The organism is Pseudarthrobacter sp. TE9888, assembly GCF_056279345.1.
In genome coordinates this window covers 3,427,705-3,440,464 of record NZ_JBWBRD010000002.1, presented here as the reverse complement: position 1 = coordinate 3,440,464, position 12,760 = coordinate 3,427,705, and the positions used below count along the sequence as shown (strand labels likewise).

Annotated in this window: 11 protein-coding genes; 6 read left to right on the top strand and 5 right to left on the bottom strand. The window is 66.7% G+C overall.

All coding sequences use genetic code 11. From position 1 onward, the window contains the following. Positions 1-50 precede the first annotated feature (50 nt). Positions 51-1,055 (top strand): selenide, water dikinase SelD, encoded by a 1,005-nt coding sequence (gene selD, locus ACZ9J7_RS16410; RefSeq protein WP_476211878.1) that lies wholly within the window; start codon positions 51-53, stop codon positions 1,053-1,055. Between the two features lie 26 nt (positions 1,056-1,081). On the opposite strand, the gene nrfD is transcribed toward selD, so the two are convergent. The 4 genes from nrfD to ACZ9J7_RS16390 all read right to left on the bottom strand — a co-directional run bounded on the left by nrfD (position 1,082) and on the right by ACZ9J7_RS16390 (position 7,037). Further along, positions 1,082-2,173 carry an NrfD/PsrC family molybdoenzyme membrane anchor subunit gene (gene nrfD / locus ACZ9J7_RS16405; RefSeq protein ID WP_476210882.1) on the bottom strand — a complete coding sequence of 364 codons (1,092 nt, stop codon included), beginning with the start codon at positions 2,171-2,173 and terminating at the stop codon, positions 1,082-1,084. Next, entirely contained in the window at positions 2,170-3,165 is a 996-nt protein-coding gene (locus ACZ9J7_RS16400) for a 4Fe-4S dicluster domain-containing protein (protein ID WP_476210880.1), read from the bottom strand. The genes nrfD and ACZ9J7_RS16400 overlap by 4 nt, the downstream gene beginning before the upstream one ends. A gap of 98 nt (positions 3,166-3,263) precedes the next feature. After that, entirely contained in the window at positions 3,264-6,596 is a 3,333-nt protein-coding gene (fdh, locus tag ACZ9J7_RS16395) for a formate dehydrogenase (protein ID WP_476210878.1), read from the bottom strand. Between the two features lie 168 nt (positions 6,597-6,764). Then, positions 6,765-7,037 carry a hypothetical protein gene (locus tag ACZ9J7_RS16390; protein WP_476210877.1) on the bottom strand — a complete coding sequence of 91 codons (273 nt, stop codon included), beginning with the start codon at positions 7,035-7,037 and terminating at the stop codon, positions 6,765-6,767. 223 nt (positions 7,038-7,260) lie between these two features. On the opposite strand from ACZ9J7_RS16390, the gene ACZ9J7_RS16385 reads away from it, so the two are divergent. Then, entirely contained in the window at positions 7,261-8,307 is a 1,047-nt protein-coding gene (locus ACZ9J7_RS16385) for a glucose 1-dehydrogenase (RefSeq protein WP_476210875.1), read from the top strand. A gap of 14 nt (positions 8,308-8,321) precedes the next feature. Continuing rightward, complete coding sequence (locus ACZ9J7_RS16380; RefSeq protein ID WP_476210873.1) at positions 8,322-9,284, top strand: aldose 1-epimerase family protein; 963 nt, start codon at positions 8,322-8,324, stop codon at positions 9,282-9,284. 126 nt (positions 9,285-9,410) lie between these two features. Here the strand turns inward: ACZ9J7_RS16380 and ACZ9J7_RS16375 are convergent, their stop codons facing one another. Further along, on the bottom strand, positions 9,411-9,911 hold the full coding sequence (locus ACZ9J7_RS16375) for a MarR family winged helix-turn-helix transcriptional regulator (RefSeq protein WP_476210871.1): 501 nt from the start codon (positions 9,909-9,911) through the stop codon (positions 9,411-9,413). A 52-nt stretch (positions 9,912-9,963) separates the two neighbouring features. Between ACZ9J7_RS16375 and ACZ9J7_RS16370 the strand changes: the two genes are divergently transcribed. The 3 genes from ACZ9J7_RS16370 to ACZ9J7_RS16360 are packed head-to-tail and all read left to right on the top strand — an operon-like array spanning position 9,964 to position 12,760. Beyond that, complete coding sequence (locus ACZ9J7_RS16370) at positions 9,964-10,470, top strand: hypothetical protein (protein ID WP_476210869.1); 507 nt, start codon at positions 9,964-9,966, stop codon at positions 10,468-10,470. After that, complete coding sequence (locus tag ACZ9J7_RS16365) at positions 10,467-11,108, top strand: gluconate 2-dehydrogenase subunit 3 family protein (RefSeq protein ID WP_476210868.1); 642 nt, start codon at positions 10,467-10,469, stop codon at positions 11,106-11,108. The genes ACZ9J7_RS16370 and ACZ9J7_RS16365 overlap by 4 nt, the downstream gene beginning before the upstream one ends. Then, a complete protein-coding gene (locus tag ACZ9J7_RS16360; protein WP_476210866.1) occupies positions 11,105-12,760 on the top strand; it encodes a GMC family oxidoreductase in 1,656 nt (551 codons plus the stop codon). The genes ACZ9J7_RS16365 and ACZ9J7_RS16360 overlap by 4 nt, the downstream gene beginning before the upstream one ends.

Here is a 12,760-nt window from a genome sequence, read left to right as displayed (position 1 = left end):
CAGGGTTGCCTTGAAGGTACGCTGGGCAGATGAATGAGGCCCAGACATCAATGCAGCGACTCGATGAAGGTGCCGCCAGCGCAGTCCGGCTCACCGACTATGCCCACGGGGGTGGCTGCGCCTGCAAGATTCCTCCGGGCGAGCTCGAAGACGCGGTCCGTGGCCTGATCGGCCAGCCCGGAGCCGAGGTACTGGTGGGCCTTGACAGCGGCGACGACGCGGCGGCGGTCCTGGTGCGCGAGGACCTTGCCGTCCTGACCACGGCCGACTTTTTCACTCCCGTGGTTAACGACGCCTTCGACTGGGGCCGGATCGCCGCCGCCAATGCGCTCTCTGACATTTACGCCATGGGCGGCCGGCCAATCACTGCGATCAACCTCGTCGGCTGGCCCCGCGGCGTCCTCCCCATGGAGTTGATGACCGAAGTCCTGCGCGGCGGGCTCAGCGTGGCCTCGCAGGCGGGTTGCCCGGTGCTGGGGGGCCACTCCATTGATGACCCGGAGCCAAAGTACGGCATGGCAGTGACGGGCGTGGCCCATCCGGACCGTTTGCTGCGCAATGATGCCGCCCGCCCCGGCCTGCCCATCACGCTCACCAAGCCAATCGGCGTCGGACTTCTCAACAACCGGCACAAGCAGACCGGCGAGGTGTTCGCTGAAGCCGTGGAGACCATGGCTGCCCTGAACCGCGACGCGGCCCAAGCCGCAGTGGATGCCGGTGCCAGGGCGGCGACGGACGTGACCGGGTTCGGGCTTCTTGGACACCTCTACAAGATGGTCCGGGCCTCGAACGTCGGGGCAGTGATCGACCTGGCCTCGGTACCGGTAATCGAGGGAGCCCGTGAAGCGCTCCGGGACGGATTCGTCTCCGGCGGCACCCGGCGCAACCTGGACTGGGTCCGGCCGCATCTCAGCGCCGCCGCCGGTGTGAGTGACGACGACCTGCTGCTCCTGGCTGATGCCCAGACCTCAGGCGGCCTGCTGGTGGTGGGCGAGCTGCCGGGGCACCCCGTCATTGGCCACACCACCGCCGGGCAGGGCATCGAGGTCCGCTGAGCCCAAGTCCCTCCTGGGGAAGCCGGTCAGCTGCCGGTGGTAATTGAGTCGCCGGTGACCCCGGCGGCACGGCGGGCTGCGAGCCGGTTCTTCTGCGGTTCAATGGTGTACCGCGGATCCCTGGCCGAGGCGAGGCCCGCCTCGAACACCCCGAACCGGGTCAGCGCCGAAGCAGTAAGCAGCGCCAGTCCCGAAGCAGCTGCCACCACACGGTTCCGTCCGCCGAACAACGCACCGAGGCCGCCGGCGACGGCCAGCCGCTCACTCCATGTGAGCATTGCCCCTGCTTTGCCCTGGTGCAGCGGCTCGGCGGCGACCGGGTCCATCCGGCGCTCCATTACCTTCATGGCCGCAACGTCGCCCAGGACGCCCAGCACGGCGAGATTCCGTGCAGGACCTGTTTCGCGTACCGGCGTCGTGACCAGCGCCAGGCCGGCAGAGGCGAGGCAGGCGGAGCTTACGAAAACAAACGGCAGTTCCTCATGGGCGGCGTTCCATGTCGGTGTGGCAGTATCGCCCAGGAGGACCGCTGTGTAGGCAGCCAGGGGTCCGGCGAAAACGGCGGCTTCAATACCGGCTGGTCCTTCGACCGCCTGCAGCACCTTGCGCAGGGGACCCAATGGCAGCCGGTTTCCGCTCATCCGGTCAATTTCCGCCACGGCTGATACTCCGGCGCCGGCGCTGAAGGCGCTGAGGATCCACGAGCCGACGCTCATCGGCGAGGTCACCTTGAAAGTCCGCAGCATGTGCAGGAACCGCTCGGGCCGGCCCAGGTCCTTCACCAGGAAAACTGCGCCGGCGCCCACTGCCGCCAGGGCACCGAGCCGCGCATTTCTCCGCAGCACCGGGCGTCCGGTCAACTGGCCGCCGAGGCCAAGGAAAGCGGACCCCGCGGCCACGCCCCCGAGGAACAGGTAGATCGCGACGTCGTCTCCCCAGGGTGCGGGCTTAACCACCGCACGGCCGTAGTACGAAGTGAACTCAGGCTCCGGAACCATTGGCATTTCCCGGGAACCATCCCCGTTGTCCCGACGGCGTCCGGTTCCACGTTTGCCGCCCTCACGGCGACGGCGCGCAGGTTCGGATGGCCTGAAACTGTCGAACTCGGAAAGTGTCACGCGCGTCCTCCCAGGAAAGCCAGGGCAGCCGCCGCGGCCATTCCCGCCACCGCCAGGCCGGCCCGCCGGTACATCGTCGGCAGGTCAGCGGTGGGTACCCGTGGGTCCGGCGGAAGTCCATAGACCTCCGGTTCGTCCAGGAGGAGGAACACCGATCCGGTGCCGCCAACGCCGTCGTTCTCATTCGCCCCGTACAGCCTCGCCTCGGTCATTCCCTGTGCATGCAAGGCGTCAACCCGTTCCCGGGCAGTCTCCACCATGGCGTCATGGTCGCCGAACTTGATGGACGTCGTCGGGCACGCCTTTGCACACGCGGGCGTCTCGTCGGCCACCAGGCGGTCGTAGCACAGCGTGCACTTCTGGGCGATGCCCTCATTAGGGACGGCGGGATGCTTGGCGTGCTGATCCTCCCTGCTGGTTGCGACCTTGACGGTGCCGTTGCTGCGGCGCTCAATGACGCCGAACGGGCAACCGGCCACGCAGGTTCCGCAGCCGTTGCAGACGTCGTCCTGCACCACCACGGTGCCGAACTCGGTGCGGAACAGCGCGCCGGTGGGGCAGACGTCCAGGCACCCGGCGTGCGTGCAGTGCTTGCACACGTCCGAGGACATCAGCCAACGGAAGTCGGCGGTGTCCGGTGGCGTGGTATCAGCGTGGTCCATCGCAGCCGGCGCGGGGGGACCGATCCGGGGCATGCCCAGGCTGACCAGGGCCCGTCCCGATTCACGGGCCTCGACAATGCGTTCCTGGCCCTGCTCGATGAAGGCGACATGCCGCCACGTGCTGGCACCCAGCGAACCGGTGTTGTCGTAGGAGGACCCCAGCAGTTCGAGGTTGCCGTCCTGCGGGTTGTGGTTCCACTCTTTACAGGCCACTTCGCAGGCCTTGCAGCCGATACAGATCGAGGTGTCGGTGAAGAATCCCTTGCGCGGATGGTTGTGTTCCCAGTGGGCATCGGCAGTGGGGTCGGTCGGTCCGGACAGCTGGCCCATTCAGTTCTCCAACGTCGGGTCGATGCCCGGAACGCCGCACTGGTGCTGCGTCCCGGGCCGGGCAAGGTTTGTGTCGGCGGGGCCAAAGATGACTCTCATCATCGCGGGCCACCTTCGGCCGGGCCGTTTTCGTCCGCGGGTTCGATGCCCTCTGCGGCAGGGTCGGTGACCGCCTGGTTACCGGTCTGGGGAGTCAGCCCGGCCTTCGCCTGGTACTCGGCCACGAGAGCAAGCAAATCCTTGCCCCGCGGCCGGCGCCCCGGACGGATGTCGCAGGAGGCCACTTTCGATTCCTGGATCTGGACGTTGGGGTCCAGCGTCACACCCAGCAGGTCGTTGGCGGCGTCGCCGCTGACGACTGCATTGCTGCCGACGCCCCAGTGGTAGGGCAGCCCGATCTGGTGCACGGTGTGGCCGCCGACCTTCAGCGGCGCCATCCGGTCAGTGACGAGCACCTTCGCCTCGATCGCGGAGCGGGGCGAGATGATGGTGGCCCACCCATACGGCTCCAGGCCCCGTTCGGCTGCCAGTTCGGGCGAGACCTCGCAGAACATCTCCGGCTGCAGCTCCGACAGGTACGGGAGCCAGCGGCTCATTCCGCCGGCCGTGTGGTGCTCGGTGAGCCGGTACGTGGTGAAGACGTACGGGTAGATGTCCGCACCACGGGTGCCGGCGCTTGGCGCGCTGAGGTTGTCCGCACGGGGGAACACCAGCCTCGCCGGATTCTGCTGTTGCGGGTACAGCGCGTTGGCAACCGGCGATTCCTGCGCCTCGTAGTGCGTAGGAAGGGGCCCGTCCATCAGGCCCTTCGGCGCAAACAGCCAGCCCTTGCCGTCGGCCTGCATGATGAAGGGGTCGTCACCGCTGAGTGCCGCCGGACCGCCGACCGACGGATCGGGTTTGCTGTCCGGCGCCAGGTCGACCGGGAAATCGGGCACGTCGTCGCCCACCCACTTGCCCTGCTCCTGGTCCCACCAGATGTACTTCTTCCGCTCGCTCCAGGGTTTACCTGCAGGGTCGGCCGAGGCCCGGTTGTACAGGATGCGCCGGTTCGCGGGCCATGCCCAACCCCATTCGGGAGCCGCGGGGCCCTGCTCCCGGCCCGGCTTGCGGTTGGCAGCATGGTTGAAACCGTCGGCATAGACGCCGGTGTAGATCCAGCAGCCGGCAGTCGTGGAACCATCGGCGCGCAGTTCGGTGTAGGCGGAGAGGGGCTTGCCGGCGTCCGGACCAGACAGGTGGCGGCCGTTGATTTCGGCCAGCACTGCCTCGGCGTCGGGGTCGCCATGTTCATCCGTAGGGTAGTCCCACGTCAGGTCCAGCAGCGGACGGTCACGCTCGTCCTGCGAGCTGGCCAGCTTCTCCCGGATCCGCTGGCCCAGTTCGAAGAAGAACTGCAGTTCGCTCTGGCACTCCCCCGGCGGTGCCACAGCCTGGTGCCGCCACTGAAGCAGCCGCTGGGTCTGGGTGAATGAACCTGCCTTCTCCACGTGCGTTGCTGCCGGCAGGAAGAACACCTCGGTCTCGATGTCTTCGGTGCGCAGCTCGCCCGACTCGATCTCCGGGCCGTCTTTCCACCACGTGGCGGATTCGATCATGTTCAGGTCCCGCACCACCAGCCACTTCAGGTGCGACATGCCCAGCCGCTGCATCCGTCCGTGTGCCGAGCCCACGGCAGGATTTTGTCCCAGCAGGAAGTAGCCCTCCACCTGGTCTTCAAGCATCCCCATCACGGTCTCATAGGTCCCGTGGGCGCCGGTGAGCCTCGGAAGGTAGTCGTAGGCCCAGTCGTTCTCTGCCGTTGCTGCCTCGCCCCACCAGGCCTTGAGCAGGCTGATGGTGTAGGCGTCCGCGTCAGCCCAGAAGCCTTTTTGCTGCTTGGATCCCACAACGGACAAATACTCTTCCAAGGTGTCGTGGCGGCCGGCGCTGGGCATCGGCAGGTACCCCGGCAGCAGGTTGAACAGGGTTGGGATGTCCGTGGAGCCCTGGATGCTGGCGTGGCCGCGCAAGGCCATGATTCCGCTGCCCGGCCGTCCCACGTTCCCGAGCAGGAGCTGCAGGATGGCTGCGGCGCGGATGAACTGTGTTCCCAGGGAGTGCTGGGTCCATCCCACGGCGTAGGCGAAGCAGGTGGTCCGGTCGCGTCCTGAGTTTTCAGTGATGGTGCGCGCCAGGTAGTCGAAGTCCGCAACGCTGATGCCGCACATGTCCTGGACCATCTCGGGCGTGTAGCGGGCATAGTGCCGCTTCACGATCTGGAAGACGGTCCGGGGGTTCTGCAGGGTGTCGTCACGCTGCACTTCGGCGTGTTCCATGGGCGGACCACCGCTGCCGAATGTGTCGCCATGGGCGCGGGCCCCGGCGTCGGCGCCGTGTTCCGATCCGGAACCCGGGTCCTCGATTGCACCGTCTTCTTTTTCGGCATAGCCCCACGAGGATGTCTCGTAGGCCCCGCGCTCGGGGTCGAACCCGGAGAACAGGCCACCCAGGTCCTCGGCGTCCCGGTAGTCGTCATGGACCAGCGTGGCAGCGTTGGTGTAGGCGCTGACGTACTCCTTGAACCAGAGGTCGTTGGCGATCACGTTGTTGATGAGCGCACCAAGGAGCACGACGTCGGAGCCGGCGCGGATCGGGATGTGCTTATCCGAGACGGCCGACGTCCGCGTGAACCTGGGGTCGATGTGGATGACCTTCGCTCCGCGGGCTTTAGCCTCGGCAACCCACTGGAATCCCACCGGATGGCACTCGGCCATGTTGGAACCCTGGATGATGATGCAGTCGGCGTTGGCCATGTCCTGCAGTGACTGCGTAGCGCCACCGCGTCCAAACGAGGCTCCCAAACTGGGAACCGTTGCGGAGTGTCAAATACGCGCCTGGTTCTCGGTCTGCACCGCCCCGGCAGCCGTAAAGAGCTTTTTGATCAGGTAGTTCTCTTCGTTGTCCAGGGTCGCGCCGCCCAGCGAGGCGATGCCCATGGTCCTGCGCAGCAGCCGGCCGTGTTCGTCTTCCTGCTGCCACGTCCTGCGGCGGGTTTCGATGAACCGGTCCGCGACCATCTCGACGGCGGTGGCCAGGTCCAGGTGCTGCCATTCAGTGGATCGCGGCGCACGGTAAAGGACCTTGGTCTGCCTGCCTGGCGAATTAACCAGTTGCTCGCTGGCGGAACCCTTGGGGCAGAGCCGGCCGCGGGAAATGGGTGAATCCGGATCGCCTTCGATCTGGATGACTTTCTCGTCCTTGACGTAGACGCGCTGCCCGCACCCCACCGCGCAGTACGGGCACACACTTTGCACGACGCGGTCGGCAGTTGCGGTCCGGGGAGCGATTGCCTTCGTCCTGGCCGAGGTAACCGACGGTCCACGGCCCAAAAGGTCGCCCGTGGTCAGCTGACGGACGACCGGCCATTGAAGAAAACTTCGCGGTGCCATTTCTGGAGCATATCCCAGAGAGCGGCACGAGCAACAGGACAGGGCAAGGCGTGTCTCCCGGTCCTGCACGCGTCCAGCTGCAACACCAAGAAAGCCGTTGCAGGCCCGGTCATTCCGGTGCTGCAACGGCCAACGAACAGCCCGGCGGCCCCGGGCTGCATGGTTTGTTTACCGCTCGATGCTGACGCTCAGGTCGAGGTGGATGTTCTCGCTCGCGAGCCGCTCCTGGAGGTACTGGGCGAGGCTGGCATTGGTGGCCGTATGCGCACCCTTCGGAACTGCGCCGCGGAACACAGCCTGGGTGTTTGTTGACCTAAGTACATCCAGGGGCGTTGACCGGAGGTGTCCGTCGGTCAGCCGTTCGATGTCGGTGCGGAAGGTGCGTCGGTGGTCATGCTGCGCAGAGGCGTGCATGGTGAATGGAATGAAAGCTACGGGCAAGGGAGTCCTTTCGAGCGAGGCAGCCAGTGGTCCGGCACCTCACTTCTAACAAGGCAAAAGCGGGCCTAGGTATTCCCTCTGGGACCAATGGAGGCGGATATCACGGGCATGCCTGCATACTGCCCCACTGACCGGCAGAAGATATTCACAGCCCACTAATCATTGCGCAAACGCAACTAACGAACCAGACTGGCTATACGGACTGTCCACTTGAGGAGAGACGATGCATGCACTGACAGTGACACCGGGCTCAACAGACTCACTGCGCCTTCGCGATATCCCGGAACCGCCGGAAAACCAAGGCCAGGTGCTGGTGGAGGGATTGGCGGTGGGGCTCTGCGGAACCGACAGCGAGATCATCAAAGCTGAATACGGGCAAGCGCCCCCGGGCCAGGACTACCTGGTGCTTGGGCACGAGAACCTTGGCCGGGTAGCGGACGCTCCCCCGGCTTCCGGCCTGGAAAAGGGTGACCTGGTGGTGGGAATTGTCCGCCGGCCGGACCCGGAACCCTGCAAGGCCTGCGCCGCGGGTGAATGGGACATGTGCCTGAACGGAAACTACACCGAACATGGCATCAAAGGCCTTGACGGTTTCGCGCGCCAGCACTGGCGGGCGGACGCCGCTGCAATGGTCAAGCTCGACTCCGGGATGGAGGACGTTGGCGTCCTGCTCGAACCCACGACGATTGTTGCCAAGGCCTGGGAACAGATCAACAGAATCGGGCAGCGCGCATTCTTCGACCCCCATACGGCGGTGGTTACCGGGGCGGGGCCTGTTGGCCTGCTCGCGGCACTGCTGGGGGTCCAACAGGGCCTGGACGTCCACGTCTTCGACGTCGTCACGGACGGACCGAAGCCACAGCTTGTCCGCGACCTGGGGGCGACCTACCACAGCGAACCCCTCCCGGAATCAGGCCTGAAGCCCGACGTCCTGGTCGAATGCACAGGAGCCACCCCGGTGGTCCTTGATGCCCTCAAGTGCCGGGACCAGGACGCCATCACCTGCCTCACCGGCGTCTCGGGGACCGGGAAACAGACAAAAGTGGACGTCGGCGCCCTCAATCGGGAGGAGGTGCTCATGAACGGCGTGGTGTTTGGCAGCGTCAACGCCAACCGCCGCCACTACGACGCGGCCGCCCAGGCACTGGCCAAGGCAGACCGCGGCTGGTTGCGGCGCCTCATCAGCCGGCGGGTCCCCTTGGAGGACTTCGCTGACGCTTTCGAGCACCGGCCCGACGACGTCAAGGTAGTCCTCGACCTGCCCCGCTGAAGGAGGCCGCAACCATGACCGGGAAACCAGCCCGTCCCGACGCCCAAGTAGACCGCCGGCTCCCTTCGGGGCAGCAATACGCAATCGCCTCCGGCCGGCACGAGGTCCTCTTGACTGAGGTCGGAGGTGCCTTGCGGAGCTACCTGCACGACGGCCGGAACCTTCTGGATGCGTACGGGCCGGAGGATATGTGCACGGGCGCGCGCGGGCAGTCCCTCATTCCCTGGCCCAACCGGATCGGCAGCGGGCGCTACAACTGGGAAGGCCGGCCCCTTCAGCTTGACCTGAGCGAGCCGGACAAGGGCGGCGCCATCCACGGGCTGACGCGTTGGCGGAACTGGACCGTGCTGCACCATTCGGAGGACGCCATCGCCTTCACCTACACCCTGCACGCCTGCCAGGGCTGGCCCTGGGTGCTCGACTGCCGCCTGGAATACCGGCTTGGCGAAAGCGGGTTGAGCGTCCGAACCACGTCAGTGAACCGCAGCCTGGAAGCGTGCCCCTACGGCACTGGGGCGCATCCCTACCTCAGTACTGGCGTGGGCCGACCGGGTTCCATCGACTCCGCCTTGGTCCAGGTGCCCGGCCGCACCTTCCTGCCGGTGAATGGGCGGGGCATCCCCACCGGGCATGAACAGGTGGACGGCACCGCATATGACCTAAGGGAACTCCAACAGCTGGGTGGACGGCACATCGATGTCGCCTACACCGGACTGGTCCGTGACGGTGACGGCCGCGCCCGGGTCAAACTCCAGCGTCCGGACCATTCCGGAGGAGTCGAACTGTGGGTGGACGAGGCATACCCGTACCTGGAGATCTTCACCGGGGACACCCTCCCCGAGCCGGAGCGGCACCGCAGCGGGCTGGGTGTTGAACCGATGACATGCGCCCCTGACGCCTTCAACTCCGGCGAGGGCGTGACAACCCTCGAGCCGGGGCAATCCCACACGGCCGAATGGGGCATCAGGCCGCTCTAGCGGAACCACTCCGGGATCCGCGGCGCGGGCGCCACAAACCAACCGAGGACATACGACTAACTATTGCGCCAGCGCAAGTAAGGGAGTTCAATGAAATATGGCTTGCCGCAGCAGAAACGGGCCAATTCAGGTGCCGGCTCCCAAGGTAAAACGGCCGTCCGAAGTGCCTTGCCCGCCGGCGGCGGCCGCGAAGGCCTCCAAGGCCGCAGCCAGTGCCGGGCGGCGGCCTGACGGCATCCGCGAAATGACCTCCGCAATCGCCTGCCGTCGGTGGTCCAGCACAGAGTCCACCAAAGTCTTTCCCTTTACGCTGAGCTCCAGGCGAACGTACCGCCGGTCCTCCGGATCCTCCCTCCGCTCCAGCAGGCCTGCAGCGACCAGGCGGTCGCAGATGCGGGTGGCATTGGAGGCATGCACGCCCAGCTCGGCCGCCACCCCGCCAAGGTTCTGCGGTCCACGGGTGTGGATGAGGACCAGGACCCGCAGCTGCGGAGTATTCACGACATCCTCGACCTCGGCAACGGAGCGGGCCACGACGCGCAAAAGGGTGTCGGCTGCCAGCATCACCGCCTCAACTTCCCGGCTCGAAGGTTCCAGCGTGGGCTCAGGTCGACCAGCAGCATCCATGGGGACCAGTTTCCTCCGATAGTTGCTCCCCCGCAAAGTTTGAAGGTTCCACATGACCAGCACGGGACTTTCCGTCAAGGTAAGGAGAATCGTGGGAACACACCAGGCAGAAAAGGCCGTTGCAGGAACAGTCCACGGCATCGACAGGCTCATCATGGATGTGCAGACGGGCCGGTTTGAGCGGTCGTTGTCCGCGCTGACGGCGGTGGGCGCGCTGGTGACTGCCGCGGAGATCTTCCTTGAGCACGACAAAGCGAGTTTCGGCAACAAGTGGATGTGGGTACCCGTGGCTCTTGGCCCGGTAGGCGCGGCCGCGGGCGTTGCCGCGGTTTTCAGCCGCCGGATGGCCAAGACGGCACTCCCGCTGGCCAGCGCTGCCATCGTGGCGAACGGCTTGCAGGGTACGTGGCTGCACCTGCGTGGAATCAGGCAGAAACCAGGGGGCCTGTCCAACCTGCGCTACAACCTGGAGATGGGGCCGCCGCTGTTCGCACCGCTGCTTGTGACGATGGTAGGGGGCATGGGTGTCCTCGCCTCGGTCCTGAGGAGGGAGCCGTGAGCGCGCTCCCCTTGGGCGAAGACGACGGCGGCGTCCGGTACCCAGGCTTCAGCACCCTCGCCCAGGCGCGGCACTGGGATCCGGTGACGGCCGCCGTCGTGCAGTCCAGGACGGCGCTCCCTCCGGACGTGCGCTTCTTCACCCCGGCGGAGGAGGCCGCGGCCCGCGCCCTGTTCGACCAGCTGCTGGGGCAGCATGCGGAACCGCGGGTGCCGGTGGTGAACATGGTGGACGCGCGCCTGGCCGAGGAGCAAACGGACGGCTGGCACTACGGAAACATGCCGCGGGACGGCGAAGCCTGGCGGGCGTCGTTGGCCGGGCTCGACCAGGAGGCCCGGTCCCGGGAGGACTGCACCTTCGCCCTGCTCAGCCGCGAAGCGCAGGCCGGACTGCTGCAGGACATCTGTGACCTCGACCAGGACCTCTGGCACGGCCTCCCCGCGGACCGGGTCTGGAGCCTTTGGACCCGGTACGCGTGCACCGCGTTCTACTCCCATCCGCTGGCTTGGGACGAGATCGGCTTTGCGGGCCCCGCGTACCCCCGCGGCTACAAAAACCTGGGCGTGGACCGGCTGGAGCCATTCGAAGTGCGCGACGTCCGCCCTGGTGCGGACCCCACGCGAAGGACCGGCCAGTGAGCAGCCTGCGCGCGCGCAACGAGTCAGCGTGGCTGCTGCCCACCGGACCGGGCAGCAACCATCGCCTGCGCGCGGACATGCGCCGTTTCCGCGACGGGGACGAGGTGGACATTGTCATCGTGGGCTGCGGTGCCGGGGGCGCCACACTGCTCCAGCGCCTCGCGCGGGCCGGGTGGCGGGCCGTGGGCCTTGACGCTGGGCCGTTCTGGGAACCCGGGCAGGACTGGGTCAGCGACGAAGCCGGCTCCCACCACCTGTACTGGACCGAGCCGAGGGTCATCACTGGCAAGGATCCGGTTCCGCTGGGCTCGAACAATTCGGGCCGGGGCGTGGGTGGCTCCATGGTCCATTTCGCCGGCTACACGCCCCGGTTCCATCCGAGCGACTTCCACACCTGGAGCGTGGACGGGGTGGGCGCCGACTGGCCACTTGAATACGCCGAACTCCGGGAGTTCTACGAGGACATCGAAGCCGAACTGCCCGTCGCCGGCGAGCACTGGCCGTGGGGCGACCCCCACAGCTACCCCCACCGGCCGCACCCGGTGTCCGGCAACGGGGAGCTGTTCCTGAGAGGTGCGAACGCCTGCGGCATCACCGCAAAGGTGGGGCCGGTGGCCATCGCCAACGGCCGCTTCGGCAACCGTCCGCACTGCATCTACCGCGGCTTCTGCCTCCAGGGCTGCAAGGTCAATGCCAAGGCCTCTCCCCTGATCACCCATGTCCCGGACGCCCTGGCACACGGAGCCGAAATCCGGGCGGACTCCATGGCCACCCGCGTGGGGTTCGACGAGCACACAGGCCTGGCGACCGGCGTCGAATACCTCCACGGCGGCGTGCCCCGGTTCCAGCGCGCCCGGATGGTGGCCGTGGCCGGCTACTCGATCGAAACACCGCGGCTGCTGCTGAACTCCGCGTCGTCGCGCTTCCCGGACGGAATGTGCAACGACTTCGACCAGGTGGGCCGGTACCTCATGGTCCAGGGGGCGCCGCAGACCGCAGGAAGGTTCCAGGCGGAAGTCCGGATGTGGAAGGCCCCGCCCCCGGAAGTCAGCACCGAGGAGTTTTACGAAACAGACCCCGAAAAGCCGTACAAGCGTGGCTTCTCCATCCAGACCGTTTCGCCTCTTCCCATCACCTGGGCGGAACACGTTGCTGCGCAGGGCCACTGGGGGGCGGCGCTGCGCCGGTACATGAGCGACTACCCCCACTGGGCCTGCCTGGGCGCGCTCTGCGAGTTCCTGCCCCTTGCAGGAAACAGGGTGACGCTCGCGGAGGAAGCGGACCGCAATGGCATCCCCGTGGCCTGCTTCAGCTACGGCCAGTGCGACAACGACCGGCAGCTGATGTCCGCCGCGCAAAAGGTCATGGAACGGATCCTCACCGCTGCCGGAGCGGAGGAGGTGATCACCATCAACCGCTACGCGCACCTGGTGGGCGGGGCCCGCATGGCCGCCGGTGAGCGGGAGGGAGTGGTGGACCGCAACCTGCGCAGTTTTGCCGTACCAAACCTGCTGGTGACCGATGGCAGCGTGCTGCCCACCCAGGGCAGTGCCAACCCTGCCCTGACCATCATGGCGTTGGCGGCCCGCGCCGCCCGTGTCCTGGTCCAAGGCACCCGCAGGGGTGTCCCGCTAAGCACGAAGGAAGACTGA

What these genes read in the sequence shown, in the direction of transcription:
- selD (WP_476211878.1), top strand. Translation starts at nt 51, where the DNA reads ATGCAGCGACTCGATGAAGGTGCCGCCAGCGCAGTCCGGCTCACCGAC.
- ACZ9J7_RS16400 (WP_476210880.1), bottom strand. Translation starts at nt 3,165, where the DNA reads ATGGGCCAGCTGTCCGGACCGACCGACCCCACTGCCGATGCCCACTGG.
- ACZ9J7_RS16385 (WP_476210875.1), top strand. Translation starts at nt 7,261, where the DNA reads ATGCATGCACTGACAGTGACACCGGGCTCAACAGACTCACTGCGCCTT.
- ACZ9J7_RS16380 (WP_476210873.1), top strand. Translation starts at nt 8,322, where the DNA reads ATGACCGGGAAACCAGCCCGTCCCGACGCCCAAGTAGACCGCCGGCTC.
- ACZ9J7_RS16375 (WP_476210871.1), bottom strand. Translation starts at nt 9,911, where the DNA reads ATGGATGCTGCTGGTCGACCTGAGCCCACGCTGGAACCTTCGAGCCGG.
- ACZ9J7_RS16370 (WP_476210869.1), top strand. Translation starts at nt 9,964, where the DNA reads ATGACCAGCACGGGACTTTCCGTCAAGGTAAGGAGAATCGTGGGAACA.